The sequence below is a fragment of the Micromonospora sp. NPDC047557 genome (assembly GCF_043205095.1).
Classification (GTDB): domain Bacteria; phylum Actinomycetota; class Actinomycetes; order Mycobacteriales; family Micromonosporaceae; genus Micromonospora.
On the sequence record NZ_JBIDDK010000010.1, the window covers coordinates 73,614 to 91,259 of the forward strand.

The following is a 17,646-nucleotide window of genomic DNA, read 5'->3' on the forward strand; positions in this document are numbered from 1 at the left end:
GTGCCACCGAGACCGTTCAACCCCTCATTCCTTCCCTGGAGTCGCATGGGGAGCTGCTGGTACGCGTATTCGCCGTCGCGCCTCCTGCTTTCCGGCTCGAAGTCGGTCGGATGGCCTCGGAGGTTGCCTGGCTGGCGGCGAACGCCCACTCCGACAACGGCGACGATCGGCAGAGCCTCGACTGGGGAAAACAGGCGGCCCGGCTGGCACGCGACGTGCGTGACCATGACCTCCGGGCGCATGCGCTGACTCGCGTCAGTCGTACGTTTCTCTCGTTGAAGCAGCCGACGCGGGCGGTTATCACCTTGGGGAAGGTCGATGCGGCGAGACTTTCCCCCTTATGGACGCGCCCGTCTCGAGGTGCACCGCGCTCTAGCCCTCGCCCGAGATGGCGGCGAGCACGACCGGATCCGGGCGGCGCTCGCGCTAAAGGCGCTGGATGTCGCCCGTGAAGCGCTGGATCTGGGGCGGACGACGGGTGCCCGGCCGGACTGGGTCTGGTGGCAGCACGACGAGGGGTTCGTCAGAACCTGGGAATCGGAGGTCCTCCGTTCGCTGGTGATGCCGGATCTCGCTGTGCCGGCCTTCCAGGCCGCGGTGGTGACCGCGGCCCAAGAGGACGTCCGGGAGTTGCCCTTCCTGCGCGCCGGCCTCGCCGAGGTGCTGGGCCAGGGCGGAAACGTCGAGGCGGCGGCTGATGAAGCGGTGCGAGCGGTGCTGCTCGCCCGAGCAGTCGACGCCGAGGCGGCTCTCGGCCGGGTCCGGGGTCTGTACCGGTTGTTGGCGAGCAGGCACCGAACAATCGCCATGTACGTTCACTACGCGAGGCTTTACGCTCGTGACCATGCAGGAGCCGCAGACGCCTACGCCGCTGCACGAGATAGTGGATCCTGTCCTCGTCGCGGCTGGCGTCACCCTTTTGATGAAGCGCGACGACCTTGTCCATCCGTCGATTCCGGGCAACAAGTGGCGCAAGCTGAGACACAATCTTGACGCTGCCCGCGAGTCGGGCGCGGACACTATTCTCACCTTCGGCGGGGCCTATTCGAATCACATCTACGCCACTGCATCCGCAGGCAAGCTGTTCGGGTTCAAGACGATTGGCGTCATCCGGGGGGAGGAGCATCTTCCCCTCAACGACGTGCTGCGGCATGCCGTGCAATGTGGCATGGAGTTGGACTACCTCGACCGCGGGACGTATCGACGCAAGTACGACGGCGACGTCCTGGCCGACCTCCGAAACCGCCACGGTGCCTTTTACCTGCTACCCGAGGGCGGGACGAACTGCCATGCCGTTCGCGGATGTGCGGAGATCGTTGACGAGATCGACGTGCCCTTCGACTACGTCTGCTGTCCGATGGGAACCGGCGGCACCCTGACGGGGGTGATCGCAGGGTTGGCGGGCCGGGCGCATGCCCTTGGCTTCAGCTCGCTCAAGGGGGCCGCCTTCCTGACGGGGGAGGTCCGCTCATTGCTGTCGGAGTGCGGGCTGGCTGACGAAGCGAACTGGACGGTCATGCTCGACTACCACTTCGGTGGCTTCGCGAAGCGGACCCCCGAGCTGTTGGATTTCATCGAGAGATTCGGCGCAGCTCACCGGATCAGCCTGGACTTCGTCTACACCGGCAAGATGATGTACGGGTTGTTCGACCTTGCCCAGAAGGGGTTTTTCCCCCAGGGAAGCCGCATCGTCGCCGTCCACACCGGTGGTGTGGACGCCAGTCGTTCAGCCTAGCGCTTCACCCGGTTGCGAACCGCGAGCACAGCGAGGCCCAGCAGGATTGGTCCCAGCGTCTTGATCGTCAGCCGCAGTGTGATGCCGGTGGTCGTCAGTTGCACGTTTCGGTCGGGGTTGAACAGCAACGAGTCGAGCGCGAAGAGTTGTCCTCTCAGGTAGTCGGGTTTCGCCTTCGGTGAGCGTCCGGCGAACCCGTGGAGAGCGAACAGCACGCCATGGGTGCCCACCACGAACAGGAGTGCGAGGACCGCTCGCCACGCTCGCATCCCGTACCCCGAGATGAGCCAGTAGCAGGTCAGAATGAAGCGGTCTGCCCGAGATGCTGTCGAATCCTTGCGCCTCATCTCCATCTCGCCGTAGTAGAAATCGGCAGCGCCCGGCTCGTTCTTGGCATCCTCGTACGATTTGCGCAGGGAGCGGTACGCGCTCGATATCCGGTCGGTGGAGAGCATCTCGGGGTCCTGGTCCGTCAGCTCACCGAGCCATGGGGGAGGCTGCGTGCCGGAGGCAGCCCACCGTCGTCGCAGAAATTTCGGAGTGCGAGCACGGGTCGCTCGCCAGCGACACTCCTCTGCGATCACCCGCCTCCTGGTCCAGAACAGAAAGACCGGCAGGGTCTTCGAGCCGATGGCTATGCTCGGGGAACCGGGCGACAGGCTGAAGGCGTTCGGACTCTCGATCTTCAGCTTGTCGAGGTTGTAGGCTCCGGCGAAGAGGCAAGCGGAGGCGTCGAGATCCAGGATGGTGAGGTTCGCGACATCCACCCGCCTCAGCGAGACCACGCGGGCTCGTTGTCGTGACTCGTTGGCTGCCGCTGTCGCGGCCAGGGTCGAGGGTCCAGCGAAGATCGACCCGTCGAAAGCCATGTCGGCACGAGCGGCGTAGACCACCACACCGTCCAGGAAGCGCGCTCCGACTGACACGAGGCGGTCAGCCGAAACGTGCACGCGAGTGCGCCGCTCGAACGTGGCACGGTTGAGGACGAGAGACGGACCGGCGTCCATGGGACCAAAGTGCGTCGAGGCAAAGAACTCCGCCCCGGTAAGCCAGATCCCGCCGGCGAAGACCGCATCCTCGGTGTAGCACTGCTCCTTGAACGACGTGCTGTCGAACATTGCCCGACCGGTGCAGGTGAGACCTTCCAGCCAGATTGAGCCCGAGAACGTGGCCTGGTCGAAGTGGACGTCGGCGCCGAATGACGCCCGGCTGAACTTCGCCTCTCGGGCGAAGGAACAGCGTTCGAAGGAGGCATCCTCGCGGAACAGGGCGTCAGTGAACAAAAGCACGCCACCGAAGGTGGTGCCGGCGAAGGAGGCTCGACCGTTGAACTTGCACCCCTCGAACGACGAGTCGTGCTCGATCGAGGATCCCTCGATCCTGGAACTCCCGTCGATCACGGTGGAGTTGAACCAGGCGAGGCGGCGGAATGTCGTGCCTGCCATGGAAAGGTTACCGTTCACTCTGACGCGCTCGAACCAGGAGGCCTGCCGGAACTCGACCCGGTCGAAGCTGGCTGCACTGCGGAATCGTGCGCCGGTGAAGCGGGCATCCTCGGTGAAGGTTGACTGGTCGAATCCCGCCCGCTTGTCGAATCGCGTCCGTGTGAACCGCGCCGGGCCGTCGAACAGCGCCGCGTCGAAACGTACGGATGATCGGAAGACGGCTCCGTCGAAGTTCGCCTCACCAGTGAACCTGCAGTGCGAGAATTCGGCATCATCCAGAAAGATCGCGCCGGTGGCAATGATCTGCCCGAACACCGTCTTGCTGCCGGCAGTAAGTTCTCTGAGGAGGCGTCGGTCGACCCGAGTGCCGCGGATGTCGCACGGCGCGCCCGCTCGGACGGCCTCGACGAAGGACGCGACAGCGGCCGGACTGGCGTGTGCGGCGCACTGATCGACGCCTGCTATGCGAACTCCACGACAACGTGGCCGCACGCACTCGTGCCAGGATGCCTCTTTCGCAGTGTCGGTGCCGGGCAAGGGCCAGCTCCAGGGGATCGGGCCGTCCGTGTCGGAGAACGCCGGAGGGCCGGTCCCCGGCAACGCGGCAACCGGCCCCGCTGTCAGCGGTCGTCGGAGTGGATCTTCGAAGCGTGGTACTGACCGCCGATGTTCTCCACGCGCCACCCGTCGACGTGGTGCGGACCGGTGTCGTTGCGGCTGTGCGGGTGCGGGTTCATGATCTGACCCTCACTCTGCAGAAAGATGTGGTCTCCAGGCGCCACGCCAATCTGCTGGGCGTACTCGATCGCTTGTCGTTCGTTCATGGCGGCAACCCTTCTCTGGTGTGCAGGACGACTCCGCCTCGTATTCATCGAGGCATTCGGGCAGCTGCTGGACTGAACGTCGCCGTTCGGGCGGGCGGATCAGCACAGCCGTGCATTCCTGAGTTCGTCAGGATCTGTCCAGGGGTAAGCGCGATCAGCGATCAACCCAGGATAATCCGACTCGCATCTCGCCGGCGAGGCTGCTGAGCGCCCGGGCAGGCCCCTGACCAGCACCTCCGCGCCATGTCGTGAATCCGACTCGCCGTGTGATTGGTGGCGTGGCCGTAGACCAGGTGCTGGTGGTGCGTCGGCAGAGCGCACATCCTGCCTCAGACGTACGGCTTCCAAGATCGTCGTACGGCCGGGGCCCTCTCCACCAGGTGGTTGACCGCTAGGCTGGCCCTCCCCGGTCTCCCCACCTGGAGAAACGCCCATGTCCGACAGCGTCTTCGCGCAGTTCACCGCCGACGACGACCAGCTCGAAGTCGGGCTGCTCGTGCAGCCGGCGATCAACGCCGCCCTGGTGCACAACCGGGTGCCGCTGGTCCGTCACCTCACGCTGGTCAACCGGGGCGCGGTGCCGCTGACCGATGTCACGTTGACGCTGGAGCTGCGAGGCCCGGACGGCGCGTTGACCGAGCCGTGGACGCGTACCCTCGCTGCGCCCTTGCGGCCCGGGGCCAGCACGAGCTGGGACGACTTCCGTGACTTCACGCCCGACCGCAAGCTGCTGTACCGCACCGACGAGGCGTTCCCGGTGGACTACCACCTCACCGTCGAGACAGCCGACAACACTCTGACGCTGGTCGCCCCGTCCAGGGTGTTGGCGCACAACGAATGGTTCAACAGCCCTGCCCTGTACGACAGCCTGGCGGCCTTCGTGCAGCCGAACACCCGGGCGGTCGAGGCGGTCCTGCGGGCAGCCGCCCAGCTCCTGCTCGCGCGGACCGGCTCCGGCTCGCTGCAGGGCTACCAGGAGGGTTCGGAGCGGGCGGCGCTGATCGCCGGCGCCGTGTACGAGGCGCTGCGCCAACTGGAGATCACCTACCAGACCCTGCCGGCGTCGTTCGAGAACACCGGCCAGAAGGTACGGACCACCGCGGCAGTCCTCGACGGCAGGCTCGGCAACTGCCTCGACCTGTCCGTCACGTACGCCGCATGCCTGGAGGCGGCAGGGCTGCACCCGCTCATCTTCATCAGCGCGGGACATGCCTTCGGCGGCTTCCTGCTGGAGGAGGAGCGGCTGGGCTCGGCCGCGGTGACCGAGACCAACCTGCTGATCTCGATGGTGGACTCCGGCCGAGCGGTGCCGGTCGAGCTGACCCGCATCGGGCCGGGCGCGCAGTCGGCGACCTTCACCGAGGCGGTACGGGTCGGGCTCGGGCACTTCCGCGGCGACGGCGAGCGCATGCAGGGCGTCGTCGACGTCCACCTGGCCCATCGCTCGGGGATCCGCCCGTTGCCGTCGGCCGACGAGCTGATCGCGCCCGCCGCGGTCGACGCCGAGGCAACACCGAAAACAACCGCGTCCCTCGACCTTCCGCCCGGCGTCGCGGCCGCGAAGCTGCGCCAGCTCGCCGACGACGGCGACGAGGTGGCGCAGCAGTCCGACGGGTCGCCGGCACGCGTCCAGCAGTGGAAGAAGTCGCTGCTCGACCTGAGCCTGCGCAACCCGCTGCTCAACCTGCCCAAGCGCGGGCGTGGCCTGGACCTGCACGTGCCGGCCGGTGCCCTCGCTCTGCTCGACGACCTCATCCACGACGGCCGTCAGGTGCAGGTCATCCCGCAGGACGACATCAGCCACGTCCACGAGCTGGCCGGGGCGCGCCGCGCGCAGGACCTCGACGCTGAGATCCTGACCCGGGAGCTGCGCACCGATCGCCGGGTCTACGGCGCGGTCACCGACGCCCGCTACAAGACGGCAATGCGGGCGCTGCAGCGCGAAGCGCGCACGATGGAGCAGGAGACCGGCAGCAACTACCTCTACCTGACCATCGGCACCCTGGTGCACACCAAGACGACCGGGGGAGAGGCGTACGCGCCGCTGTTCCTCCTACCGGTGCGCATCGAGGGCGGCAGCGGCCGTCGCCCGTACGCGATGGTCATCGACGGCACCGAGGTCGCCAGCCCGAACTACTGCCTGATCGAGTGGTTGCGGGTCAAGCACAGCGTGCGGATCCCGGAGCTGGAACGGCCGGTCCTCGACGAGCACGGCATCGACATCGCCAAGACCCTCGCCGCGATCAACACGGGGTTGCTCGACAACCGGCTCAACTACCGCATCGACGAGACCGCCAGCCTTCGACTGCTGCAGTTCTCCACCTTCCAGATGTGGCGGGACCTCACCGACCACTGGCCCCGGTTCATGGAGAACCCGGTCGTCCGGCACCTGGTCGAGTCCTCCGGCGCCACCTTCGACGACCCGGCCCGCCCGGACGACGCCGAGGTCATGGTCGACGAGGCGGACCTGCACCTGCCCATCCCCGCCGACGGCTCGCAGATGCAGGCCATCGTGCGCGCCGAGCGCGGTCACTCCTTCGTCCTGGAGGGCCCGCCCGGCACCGGCAAATCCCAGACCATCACCAACATGATCGCCCGAGCGGTCAGCGCCGGTCGGTCGGTGCTGTTCGTCGCCGAGAAGCAGGCCGCACTGGAGGTGGTCAAGCGCCGCCTCAAGCAGATCGGCCTCGGGCCGTTCGCGCTCGACCTGCACGGGCGCAAGCAGTCCCTCAACGCGATCCGCCAACAGCTGCGCGACGCCCTCGACCAGTACGACCAGGGCGGCGACGGCACGTGGACGGCCATCGAGACGGCCTACCGGACGCGACTCGCCCCGCTGACCGAGTATCCGGCGCAGGTGCACACCACCAACCCCGTCGGCATGTCGCTCTGGTCGGCCTACGAGCAGACCCTGGCGTACGGGGACGGGCCGGTCGCCCCGATCCCGGTGGCCTACCTGCACGCACCGGCCGAGGCACGCGCGCAGGTCGAGACGACCCTGCGGGAGTTCCCGGCGGCCGCCCGGTCGGCCCGTCTTCGGGCCGCGCACCCGTGGGCGCTCAGCGGCTGTCGCTCCCTCGACGGGTTGCACGGCGCCGCGGTCACCGAGATCGCCGGTGAGCTGGAACGTCTCCGCGCCGACCTCGCCGCGCATCCGCGCCTGGTCGATCTGCTGCGGACGCTGGCCGCCCCGGAGAGCGTGAGCGAGCTACAGGCGGGCGCCTGGCTCGCCGTACGCGGACTGCTGCCGGACCGGGCGACCACCCTGCACGCCAGCGACCGGCGGTGGGACGAGGCGGTGGCCCGGCTCCAGGCGGACCTGGCGGCCTTCCGGCAGGGCTTCGCCGGTGAGCTCGCGACCTTCCGGCCGGACGTGTTCGCCCGACCGGAGCTGACCACCTGGCACGATGAGGCCCAGGAGGCGGCGAAGCGGTTGTTCGGCAAGCGCAAGCGCCGCCAGGCCATCGCAGACCGGTTGGCCGTGCATGTGGTCGCCGGTGCCACGCTCGACGTGGAACAGATGGAGGTGCTCACCGGCCGGCTGGTCGCTGCCCAGGCGCAGGCCGCCGCGCTTCATCAACACCTGCAGGGGCTCGGTGGGCTGCGGCTGTCGCAGTGGCTGCCCACGGACCCGACCGCGCAGGAGCGGCTGACGGAGGCCATTGAGGCGACCCGGGTTGGCCGGACACTGCTGAGCCAGCACCCGCAGGCCTGGGAGCTGTTCCAGAGCGGGTTCACCGACGTCGACGCGGGCCTGCTCGACCGGTTTGCCTCACGGTGGCGGGCCTGGCGCGGGGTGTTGCGTTCCGCCGGGCCGGAGCTGACCCTGTGGGCCGCCGGTTCGCACTGGGTGGACGCCTGGCAGCGCGACGGCGCGGTCTGGCTGCAGGAGCTACGGGCCGAGGAGCTGTTCCCGCTGCGCCGGTGGGCGACCGTCCTCACCCATGCCGACGTGCTGGCCTCGGCCGGCCTCACCGACTACCGCGACCAGCTGCTGCGCGCCGAGGTGCCCGGGCATCTCGCCGAGGAGGTCTACCGGCGGGGAGTCGCGACGGCGTCCCTCGCCGAGCGGGTGCGTGCCGGCGGCCTGCAGTACTTCGACCCGGAACTGCACGACGACGAGATCAGCCAGTTCGAGGCGGCCGCCGGTGAGCTGCGGTCCGCGCTGCCGACGCAGCTGCCGTCGGTGCTGGTCCGTCGCCGCCCCTTCAGCCCGGCCGACAGGCGTGGCCGCTTCGCTGACTTCGCGGCGGAGCTCCGCCGTAAGCGGGGCGGGCGGTCCTTCCGGGAGCTGTTCGAGCAGTACCCGGACGCGGTGCTCGCACTGACCCCGTGCGTGCTGGTCAGCCCCGCGTCCGCGGCGAACTTCCTGGCGCCGGGGAGCCAACGATTCGACCTGGTCATCTTCGACGAGGCCTCGCAGATCCGGGTGGCGGAGGCGATCGGCGCGATGGGTCGGGGCAGCGCCGTGGTGGTGGTCGGCGACTCCCGGCAGATGCCGCCGAGCAGCATCATGCAGGCCAGCCACAGCGTCGACGAGGTCGACGAGGGCAACGGCCCCGTGCCGGAAGACCTGGAGAGCATTCTCAGCGAGACCGTCGAGTCGGGACTGCCGCAACGGTGGCTCTCCTGGCACTACCGCAGTCACGACGAGTCACTCATCGCCTTCTCCAACCGCTACTACTACGACAACAAGCTCTCCAGCCTCCCGTCGCCCGGTGCCGCCAGCTCGGCCGGCGTCAGCTGGCGGCGCGTCGAGGGCCAGTACGACCGGGGCGGTTCCCGCACCAACGAGGTCGAGGCCCGGGCGATCCTCGCGGACATCACCCGGCGGTTGCACGACCCGGCGACCGCCACCCAGTCCGTCGGCGTGGTCACCTTCAACATCCAGCAGCGGGACCTCATCCTCAACCTGCTGGAGGAGAGCACTGATCCGGTCATCCGCGAGCAGCTCTCCGGTGCGGTCGCGGAGCCGATCTTCGTCAAGAACCTGGAGAACGTGCAGGGCGACGAGCGGGACGTCGTCCTGTTCTCCCTGGCCTTCTCCACCAACCCGGAGACCGGCCAGCTCCCGCTGAACTTCGGTCCGCTGAGCCAGGCCGGCGGCGAGCGGCGGCTCAACGTGGCCATCACCCGCGCCCGCCGTCAGGTCGTCCTCTATTCGTCCTTTGACCCGTCCGACATCGACCTGTCCCGCACGTCCGCGCTGGGCACGCAGCACCTGCGGGCGTACTGCGAGATGGCTGCCGCCGGCGCGGAGCGCTTGGGCGACCTCGCCACCGACCGCACCGAGCGGCGCAGTCGGATCCGCGAGGAGGTGGCCGCGGCGCTGCGCGACCGCGGCCACGAGGTCCGCACCTCGCACGGCCTCTCCGACTTCACCGTGGACATCGCCGTACGCAGACCAGGCTCACCACGGTGGCAGGTGGCCGTCATGCTCGACGGCCCGGACTGGAGCGCACGCCCGACGGTGGCCGACCGGGACTCGGCGCCCGCGCTCCTCCGCTCGATCATGGGTTGGCCCGAGGTCGTGCGGTTCTGGCTGCCGGCGTGGATCCACGACCGGTCGGCGCTGCTCGACCGGGTCGACGAAGCGGTCGCCCAGGCCGAGGCCCCCACGACCGCTGAGCCGGAGCCCGAGTCGTCTGCGGTCGCAGCGGCACCCGAAACCATCGAACTGCCGCAGCCGCGCTCCGTAACGGATGCGGGGCCGCCACGCCCCACACCGGCCGCCGAGTTGCCACAGCCGCGCCTCGCGGTGGACGAGGAGCCCCTCATGGGCGCCTCGGCGGAACCCGTCACCGCACTGGCCGCCGCGACCACCGCACCGCAGGTCACGGCGACCTCAGGCGCGGACACCATCACGGTGAGCCCGTTCGTTCCGTACGTCCCGACCTCGCTCGGAGACCAGGCCGACCTCGACCTTCTGGCCACCGACCGGCGGGTACGTGACCTGATGCGGAACGCGCTCCGCGAGATCATCGAGGCTGAGGGGCCCATCGAGCAGCACCGGCTCGCACGCCTCGCCCTCGCGCGGTTCGGTTTCCTCCGGACCCGGGAGGACCGGCGTACCGCAGTGCTCGCGCTCGTGGACTCCCGCCGCCTGTACACACACCCGACCGTGAGCCGGTACGCCTGGCCCGAGGGCGCCGACCCGCAGACGTACCGCGCGTATCGGGTTACGCAGGCGAGTAACGACCGCGCGTTCGAGGAGGTGCCGCCCGAGGAGGTGGCCAACGCCTTCGTGCACGTACTACAGGGCGTGCCGGCCATGGAGGAGGAGCGGCTGCTGCGCGCCGGCCTGGAGCGGCTCGGCTACCGCCGCCGCACCGAGAAGATCGACAAACTACTCCGGTACGGGCTGCACGTCGCCGTGACCAGCGGTCGCCTCCGCTTCGACCAGGAGGGCCGCCTGATCCTGGCTTGACATACGCAAAGTCGTTACCGAACGAGGCGGTAGTCCGGGATGCCACGGTTGCGTTCCTCGGGCGGCTCGTCTGCCGATCGTGCGGTGACGCCTACCGGAATAGGTGCCCGGGACACGTAGATCCCCTCCAGGCAGGTGTCGCACCAGAACGAGACATACCCGTATTCGACAGCGGGCCGTGCCGTGAAGACGATCCGTAGGGTCCGGTGATCGCAGTTCGGGCAGGCAAGATCGGACGTCGCCGGCAGCGCGCGGTAGACGACGTCGTATGCCGTCAACCACTCATCGAACGTGGCCATCAGTGCGCTCCTTCCGGCCTAACCGAATGGGTGGCCCACCACTGTTCCTCATGGGCGTAGGCTCGATCCTCGAATGCATCGATCTCATGACGGGTGGCCGGGTACGGGCGCCCCTGGCGGAGTTCGGCGACATGGAACCGCTCATGTTCGAGCGTACGGGCCAGGTCCTCCTCACTCCGGAAGGCTTCTCGACAGAGCATGACCGACTCGTCGGGCTTGGTCAGTCCGCACACACCGGAAACCCGGTTGTTGATGGTGAGTCGGATGTCGGAAATATCAATCCCGTACTTGGCGGCGAGGGTCGTCACCGCCTCCATCCTCATCGGCATTCGAGGACCAGCTCCGCGACCGCGAACCCGACTCAGGTCGCCCGGCTCTGCCCCGGCACGCTGCGGCCGACCCAGTGCCTGCTTGAGTTTTTCGATCAGGTCGCCGAGCCGGCGTACCTCCGGGATCAACCGACGCAGGCTGGCCAGCAGCGCCCGCAGCAGCCGCGCGATCCGCGCCCCCCACGACGCCACCAGCGTCGTGACCTGCTCCACGACCAGGGGCGTGGCGAGGCCGGCGGTGACGACGAGTTCGCCCGCGTACGTGATGAGGCGGGACACGCAGGTGGCGATGGCGTCGCGGACCAGCAGCCGGACGGCGGCCACCAGGCCGGCGGCGCCTTCGGTGATCGCGGCCATGGTGTCGGCACCCTGGGCGAGGCCGGTGATCGCCTGCTGTTGTTCGGCGGCCCAGGCGCGGTAGGCGGGGCCGGCGCTGCCGCCCCAGCCGGCGACGTCGTCGCGGACGGCCCGGGTCAGCTCGGCTGCTTCCTCGCGGAGCGAGGCGGCGACGTTGCGCCAGGTCTGAGCATGAGCGGTGATCTGCGCCGGGTCGCCGGCGAGCCAGTCGAGCGCCTCGCTGAGCGGCTTGACGTGCTCGATGAGCCAGGCGATTCCGTATTGCAGCAGGGCGCCGACCGGGTCGGAGACGAAGGCGAGGGCGTCGAGGCCGGCGCTCACCACACCGAGGCTGCCGTCGATCCAATTGCCGTTGCGGACGCCCTGCGCGAGGAGTTCGATGTCCTCGCAGATCCACACACCCGCCCAGGCGCTGGGCGGGGTGTCCGCTGCGGCGGCGACGAGCGGGTTGGACGTCACGGGCGCTGCCGCACCTCGTCGAGCAGGTGCTGGGCGCGGGCGTCGGAGCTTCGGTAGTGCTCCGCCCCGGCCCGCAGCCTGCCGGCGGTGTCCCGCACGGACGCGGCGGCGGCGCCGATGCCGTCGACCAGGGTCCGCTGGAGGCCGTCGAGCAGTGTCGGCATCAGCGCGCAGAGCTGACCGTACGCGTCGGCGCCCAACCGGACGTGCTGGCCTGCCTGTTGGGCGGTGTCGAGGCTGCCGGCGCAGCGATCGAGGCGGGCGGCGTGGGCGGTCAGGTCGTCCGGGTCGACGTGGATGCCGTCACCGGTCGGCATCGCTCGAACCCTGGTCACCGGCCAGCCGGGCGCGGTACGAGTCGATGATGGCCCGGGCGCTCGCGTCGTCGCCGAGGAACTCCACAGTTACCTCACGGACCTGGCGGAGCAGGTCGGTGCGCGCGGCTCTGGTGGTCTCCAGGATCTGCCGGGCGGTGTGCGCCGCGGACTGTTGCCGGATGCGTTCGTCGAGCCGCAGGTCGATCAACAGGCCAGCCGCGTCGACGGTGACGTCGACGGTCCGGTCGGTGTTGTGGGCGGTGCCGGTCAGCTCCTGCATCCTCGCCGACAGCGTCTTCGCCCGTTCCGCCCGCTCGGCGAGCGACGACTCCCACTCGTCGAGCCGGCGTCCGGCCGCGTCGAGCGCAGCCTCGTCCGCCCACATGGTGACCCTCCCCAGGGGACCACCGCCGACGGCAGCCGACGGGATCACCGGCACGTTATCAACTGGTGGCGCTCCGTGTATGCCCGTGAATGGGAGGGACGCCGCGCCGACCATCGCCATGTGCCCGAATCCGAACCACGTTGCGATCCGGTCAACGAAGATTGTCCCCGTGACGAGCGACAACCCGCTCCGGGGTTGGACCAGCCGGACCGCCTGGGAGGGGCGGTTCAACGCTCCGCTGCGCGCGTTCCTGCGCACCGAGACCGGCGGTGCGCGGGTGGTGGTCGTCGCTGTGGTGGCGGCGCTGGTGTGGGCCAACCTGGATGTGTCGTCGTACGAGTCGCTCTGGAGCACCTCCCTCTCGGTGCAACTTGGCGACTGGGCTGTGTCACACGACCTGCGTACCTGGGTCAACAGCGGCCTCATGACGTTCTTCTTCCTGGTCGCGGGGCTGGAGTTGCGACGCGAGTTCGACATCGGCGAGCTGCGCGAGCGGCGGCGCCTGGCGTTGCCGATGCTGGCCGGGTTCGGCGGCATGCTCCTGCCCATCGGGATCTATCTGGCGATCAACGCCGGGCGCCCCACCGCAGCGGGTTGGGGCACGGTGATGGCCACCGATACGGCGCTCGCGCTCGGCGCGCTGGCCGTCTTCGGACCGCGCTTCTCGGATCGGCTGCGGGGTTTCCTGCTGACCGTCGCTGTCGTCGACGACGTGGTGGCGATCGCGGTGCTGGCGATCGCGTACCCGAAACACCCCTCGCCGACGGCGCTGCTCGTCGCGGCGGCGATCTTCGGTGTCGTCCTGCTCGTCCGGGGCTTCGGCGTGCGGTTCGGGCCGGTCTACGCGCTGCTGGGGGTGGCGGCCTGGGTCGCCGTCTCGGAGTCCGGTGTCGACCCGGTCGCGGTGGGCCTGGTGATGGGGTTGCTGACCTACGCCTACGCGCCCGGCCGCGGCGACCTGCAGCGGGCGAGCGACCAGTTCCGCCTCTTCCGGGAACAGCCCACCCCGCAGCTCGCCCGCATGGCCCAGGCAGGGCTCACCTCGGCGCTGTCGCCGAACGAGCGGCTGCAGACGCTCTACCACCCGTGGGCGAGCTACGTGATCGTGCCGCTCTTCGCCCTGGCGAACGCCGGGATCGTGATCGACGGCGAGCTGCTGACCAGAGCCGTTACCTCCCCGGTCACGCTCGGGGTCGTGGTCGCGTACGTCGTTGGCAAGCCGGCCGGGATCATGGCCACCTCGTGGCTGGTGGGCCGGCTGAGCGGCAACCGGTTCCGGCCGCCGGTCGGCTGGCTCGCCGTCGCGGGGGTCGGCACGGTGTCCGGCATCGGGTTCACCGTCGCGCTCCTGATCGCCACCCACGCCCTGAGCGGCCCCGCGCTGGATGAGGCGAAGCTCGGCATCCTCGTCGCGACGGTGGGTGCGTCAGTTGTCACCTGGCTGGTGTTCCGCTCTGCCGCCCGGCTCTCGCCGACACGGCGCGCGCGTGGGCTGCTGGGCGTCGCCGAGGGGATCGTCGACCTCAAACTGCCTGTCGATCCGGAGCGCGACCACATGCGCGGCTCGCTCGACGCGCCGGTGACGGTCGTGGAGTACGGCGACTTCGAGTGCCCCTACTGCGGGCAGGCCGAGCCGGTGGTCCGGGAACTGCTGGCCGACTTCGCCAACGTCCGGTACGTCTGGCGGCACCTGCCGCTCACCGACGTCCACCCGCACGCGCAGCTCGCCGCCGAGGCCGCCGAGGCGGCGGGCGAGCAGGGCGCGTTCTGGGGGATGCACGATCTGCTTCTCGCGCACCAGGACGCGCTCGGTCCCGCCGAGCTGCTCGGTTATGCCGAGCAGCTTGACCTGGACCTCGACGGGTTCCGGGAGCACATGGCGAAGCGGATGGGCGTCGACCGGATCGCCGAGGACGTCGACTCGGCCGACCTCAGCGGCGTCACCGGCACCCCGACCTTCTTCATCAACGGCCGGCGCCACCACGGCGCGTACGACATCACCGCGCTCTCGGCGGCGGTGAAGTCGGCGTTCGCGAGCGTGCGCCTCCAACCCGAGTACCACAGTCGTGAGCGTGGCCAGCGCGAGGGCAACCAGCCGAACTGACCGCGATCCATGCGCTCCCGCCTGCGTGGAGCCCCGACACCGACGCGCTCTACGATCGCCGGCATGCGGACCGGTCCCCTCGCCGTGTCGCCCGCCCTCGACGTGGAATCGCTCCCACTCGCGGCGGACGCCGTGGACGTCTACCGGGCTCTCCTGCGGGTGGCGCCGGTGGCGCAGCGGGAGTTCCTGGCCACCGCGTCACCGCGGGCCACCCAGGCGCTCGAAGGACTGCTGAACACCGGGGCGGTGCACCGCGACGACGCGGGCGTGCTGCACGTCCGGCCGCCGCGCACCGCCCTGGAGAACTGGGCCGCGCAGCGGGAGATGGAGGCCGCCCGTGCGCGCGCCGCGGCGGAGACGCTGTCCGGGCTCTACAGCGCGGTGCACGGCACCGGCGCCGCGTTCGTCGAGGTCATCGAGGGTAAAGGCGCCGTCCGCGAGCTGTTTCGTCAGTTGCAGGCCGGTGCCCGCGCCGAGGTACGGGGACTGGAACGCGGGCCGTACCTGCGCGACACCACCCGGATCCCGGAGGAGGTGCAGTACGACGCGCTGCGCCGCGGCCTGCGCTACCGCTGCGTCTACGAGGGTGAGCTGTTGCACGACGAGGCGATGCTGGCTGCCGTACGTGCCGCGGTCGCCGCCGGTGAGCTGGCGCGGGTCTTCCCGGAACTGCCACTGAAGATGATGCTCGTCGACGCCGACCGTGGCCTGGTCGTCCTGCCGCGCGCCAGCGGGGACGAGGCCGACGCGATGCTGGTGCACCGCTCCCGACTGTTGGACGGGCTGTCCGAGCTGTTCGAGGTGTTCTGGCGGCTCGGCGCCCCGATCCACGCAACCGCCGACACCGCCGAACCGGACGCCGAGCCGACGGCCGCCACCCAGCGGCTGCTCGCACTGCTCACCGCGGGCCTGACCGACGAGGCGATCGCCCGTGACCTCGGCATCAGCAACCGTACGGTGCACCGCCGGGTCAGTCGTCTGCAGGAGTTGCTCGGCGCGCGCAGCCGGTTCCAACTCGGCGTGCAGGCCACTCGCCGCGGCTGGCTGTGACTGGCTGTGACTGGCCGGATCCTGCCATGGCCGGTCTTCGTCATCGCGGGACCGCAGCGGCGAAACACTCCTGAGCCAGGGTGAAGGCCATTCGATCATCGCTCCATGAGAGGACGGGACGATGCCTCATCTCCCGATCGGGTCGCGCCGCCCACCCCGCGTGCGTCGGCTGCCCGCTCTGCTCGCCGGGACCCTGGTCGCGGCGGTCCTGAGCAGCGGTACTGTCGTCGCCCCGGCCGCCGCGGCTCAGGCCGCCGAGCCGGACACCGCAGCCCTGGCCGCGTCCCTTGTCAGCCAACGGCTCAGCTGGGAGTCGTGCGGGCTTGCCGACGTCAGCCCGGAGGACGAGGCGCAGCTTCGGCTGTCCTGCGCGACTGTCACCGTGCCGCGCGACTGGCACAACCCCCGCGACGGCAGGACGATCCAGGTCCGGATCAGTCGTACCGCCGCGTCCGGCAGCGACCGTGCGGGAATCCTGCTGGTCAACCCGGGAGGCCCCGGCGGCAGTGGTCTGTCGCTGGCGCCGTACGTGGCGCGGTCGGCGCCCGCCCTCGCCGAGCGGTACGACGTGATCGGCTTCGACCCGCGCGGGGTGGGGCAGAGCACCCCGCTGCTGTGTACGGTCACCTACCGCGACACCGACAACACCAACGACCTGATCACCCAGGCCAATGTGCGCGGGTGCCGCAGCACCGAGCTGACGAAGTACATCACCACCGAGCAGACCACGTACGACATGGACTTCATCCGGGTGCTGCTGGGGGAGCGCAAGCTCAACTACCTCGGCTACTCGTACGGCACCTGGCTGGGCACCTGGTACGCGGCGACGTTTGGAAGCCGGACGGGCCGGATCGTCCTCGACTCGGTGGCCGCGGTCGGCTCGCCGACCCTCCAGGAGACCTGGGACCTGCAACCGTTCACCCGTGACCGGGCGTTCCAGGAGCAGTTGCTGCCGTACATGGCACGCCACGACGACCTGTACGGCCGGGGCACCGACCCGATGAAGATCCGGGAGATGTTCGAGCGCGCGGGCGGCACCCGTGTCGGCATGGGACCGTTCATGTTCGGCTGGTTCATCCTCGGCGCACTCTACGACACACAGAACTATCCGACCGCCGCGGCGGCGGTGAACACCGTGATCCAGTACTACGAGGAGTGGAACGGCTGGACGCCGGAGCAGATCCTCACCGCGGCGACCGCGAAGCTGCTCGCCGCGCCGGGCATCACCGCCGAGGACCGGGCGTACATCGAGCAGTCGCGGGTCACGGCCCAGGCGGCGCTGAAGACCCAGGGTGACCGGTCCCTGCTGACTCAGGCCACGGACGAGTACACGTACGACATCGACTACGTCTTCGAGGTGATCCGCTGCCAGGACGGGCAGTGGAACGGCAGCATCGCGCACTGGAACGCGTTCAGTCGACGCCTCACCCGGGACGCGCCGCTGGTCGCCCCGTACCTGCAGAACCCGCCGGCCTGCGCGTACTGGCCGACCAGCAACCGGATGCCGAAGTTCGACCAGAAGACCTTCCCGAAGGTGCTGATGCTGCAGGACGAGCTCGACGTGGCGACCGCGTACGAGGGGGCGCTCGCGGCGTCGAAGAAACTCCCGGGCGCGTCGATGATCAGCGTCGACAACGAGGGCAGTCACGGCGTCTTCCCGTACTACACCCCGTGCGTGGACGACCCGGTCTACGCCTACCTGCTGGACGGCCGACTGCCCGCCGAGACGTACACGGGCTGCCAGGCGGTGCCGCTGCCGGGCGAGAGCGCGGTGTTCGAGGTGGGCGGCAAGCTGACCGGTAAGGGAACGGTGCGGACCCGTCTGATCACCGACGACATGCGGGAGGCGAACCGCATGCTCAAGCGGATGCTGCGGACCGAGCCGGGACCGTCGTACCCGGAGTGATGCCGGTCG

General features: G+C 69.6%; 12 protein-coding genes. 5 read left to right on the forward strand and 7 right to left on the reverse strand.

The genetic code is table 11. The features are described from left to right. Window positions 1–426 precede the first annotated feature (426 nt). Window positions 427–819: a hypothetical protein gene (locus tag ACGGAQ_RS22375; RefSeq protein ID WP_393052141.1), complete on the reverse strand. Its 393-nt coding sequence runs from the start codon at window positions 817–819 to the stop codon at window positions 427–429. A gap of 25 nt (window positions 820–844) precedes the next feature. On the opposite strand from ACGGAQ_RS22375, the gene ACGGAQ_RS22380 reads away from it, so the two are divergent. Beyond that, entirely contained in the window at window positions 845–1,735 is an 891-nt protein-coding gene (locus ACGGAQ_RS22380) for a 1-aminocyclopropane-1-carboxylate deaminase/D-cysteine desulfhydrase (RefSeq protein ID WP_393052143.1), read from the forward strand. Here the strand turns inward: ACGGAQ_RS22380 and ACGGAQ_RS22385 are convergent. After that, entirely contained in the window at window positions 1,732–3,495 is a 1,764-nt protein-coding gene (locus tag ACGGAQ_RS22385) for a pentapeptide repeat-containing protein (protein WP_393052145.1), read from the reverse strand. The genes ACGGAQ_RS22380 and ACGGAQ_RS22385 overlap by 4 nt on opposite strands. A gap of 305 nt (window positions 3,496–3,800) precedes the next feature. Beyond that, window positions 3,801–4,004 (reverse strand): hypothetical protein, encoded by a 204-nt coding sequence (locus tag ACGGAQ_RS22390; RefSeq protein WP_393052147.1) that lies wholly within the window; start codon window positions 4,002–4,004, stop codon window positions 3,801–3,803. A gap of 433 nt (window positions 4,005–4,437) precedes the next feature. Here ACGGAQ_RS22390 and ACGGAQ_RS22395 point away from each other — a divergent pair, with 433 nt between their 5' ends. After that, window positions 4,438–10,431, forward strand: a complete 5,994-nt coding sequence (locus ACGGAQ_RS22395; protein ID WP_393052149.1) for a DUF4011 domain-containing protein — start codon at window positions 4,438–4,440, stop codon at window positions 10,429–10,431. Between the two features lie 14 nt (window positions 10,432–10,445). Here the strand turns inward: ACGGAQ_RS22395 and ACGGAQ_RS22400 are convergent, their stop codons facing one another. The 4 genes from ACGGAQ_RS22400 to ACGGAQ_RS22415 are packed head-to-tail and all read right to left on the reverse strand — an operon-like array spanning window position 10,446 to window position 12,577. Continuing rightward, complete coding sequence (locus ACGGAQ_RS22400; protein ID WP_393052150.1) at window positions 10,446–10,730, reverse strand: hypothetical protein; 285 nt, start codon at window positions 10,728–10,730, stop codon at window positions 10,446–10,448. Then, the gene (locus tag ACGGAQ_RS22405) at window positions 10,730–11,875 is read right to left on the reverse strand and encodes a WXG100 family type VII secretion target (RefSeq protein WP_393052152.1); all 1,146 of its coding nucleotides are present in this window, start codon (window positions 11,873–11,875) and stop codon (window positions 10,730–10,732) included. The genes ACGGAQ_RS22400 and ACGGAQ_RS22405 overlap by 1 nt, the downstream gene beginning before the upstream one ends. Then, window positions 11,872–12,192, reverse strand: a complete 321-nt coding sequence (locus tag ACGGAQ_RS22410) for a type VII secretion target (RefSeq protein ID WP_393052154.1) — start codon at window positions 12,190–12,192, stop codon at window positions 11,872–11,874. Before ACGGAQ_RS22410 ends, ACGGAQ_RS22405 begins: the two co-directional genes overlap by 4 nt. Next, complete coding sequence (locus ACGGAQ_RS22415) at window positions 12,179–12,577, reverse strand: YbaB/EbfC family nucleoid-associated protein (protein ID WP_393052155.1); 399 nt, start codon at window positions 12,575–12,577, stop codon at window positions 12,179–12,181. Before ACGGAQ_RS22415 ends, ACGGAQ_RS22410 begins: the two co-directional genes overlap by 14 nt. A 169-nt stretch (window positions 12,578–12,746) precedes the next feature. Here ACGGAQ_RS22415 and ACGGAQ_RS22420 point away from each other — a divergent pair, with 169 nt between their 5' ends. From ACGGAQ_RS22420 to ACGGAQ_RS22430, 3 genes are all read left to right on the forward strand, one after another. Next, the gene (locus ACGGAQ_RS22420; protein WP_393052156.1) at window positions 12,747–14,681 is read left to right on the forward strand and encodes a Na+/H+ antiporter NhaA; all 1,935 of its coding nucleotides are present in this window, start codon (window positions 12,747–12,749) and stop codon (window positions 14,679–14,681) included. A 63-nt stretch (window positions 14,682–14,744) separates the two neighbouring features. After that, a complete protein-coding gene (locus ACGGAQ_RS22425; protein WP_393052158.1) occupies window positions 14,745–15,731 on the forward strand; it encodes a LuxR C-terminal-related transcriptional regulator in 987 nt (328 codons plus the stop codon). Window positions 15,732–15,852: 121 nt separating this feature from the next. After that, entirely contained in the window at window positions 15,853–17,637 is a 1,785-nt protein-coding gene (locus ACGGAQ_RS22430) for an alpha/beta hydrolase (protein WP_393052160.1), read from the forward strand. Window positions 17,638–17,646 lie beyond the last annotated feature (9 nt).

Coding starts and splice junctions, on each gene's coding strand:
- ACGGAQ_RS22380 (WP_393052143.1), top strand. CDS start 845: ATGCAGGAGCCGCAGACGCCTACGCCGCTGCACGAGATAGTGGATCCT.
- ACGGAQ_RS22390 (WP_393052147.1), bottom strand. CDS start 4,004: ATGAACGAACGACAAGCGATCGAGTACGCCCAGCAGATTGGCGTGGCG.
- ACGGAQ_RS22395 (WP_393052149.1), top strand. CDS start 4,438: ATGTCCGACAGCGTCTTCGCGCAGTTCACCGCCGACGACGACCAGCTC.
- ACGGAQ_RS22400 (WP_393052150.1), bottom strand. CDS start 10,730: ATGGCCACGTTCGATGAGTGGTTGACGGCATACGACGTCGTCTACCGC.
- ACGGAQ_RS22410 (WP_393052154.1), bottom strand. CDS start 12,192: ATGCCGACCGGTGACGGCATCCACGTCGACCCGGACGACCTGACCGCC.
- ACGGAQ_RS22415 (WP_393052155.1), bottom strand. CDS start 12,577: ATGTGGGCGGACGAGGCTGCGCTCGACGCGGCCGGACGCCGGCTCGAC.
- ACGGAQ_RS22425 (WP_393052158.1), top strand. CDS start 14,745: ATGCGGACCGGTCCCCTCGCCGTGTCGCCCGCCCTCGACGTGGAATCG.
- ACGGAQ_RS22430 (WP_393052160.1), top strand. CDS start 15,853: ATGCCTCATCTCCCGATCGGGTCGCGCCGCCCACCCCGCGTGCGTCGG.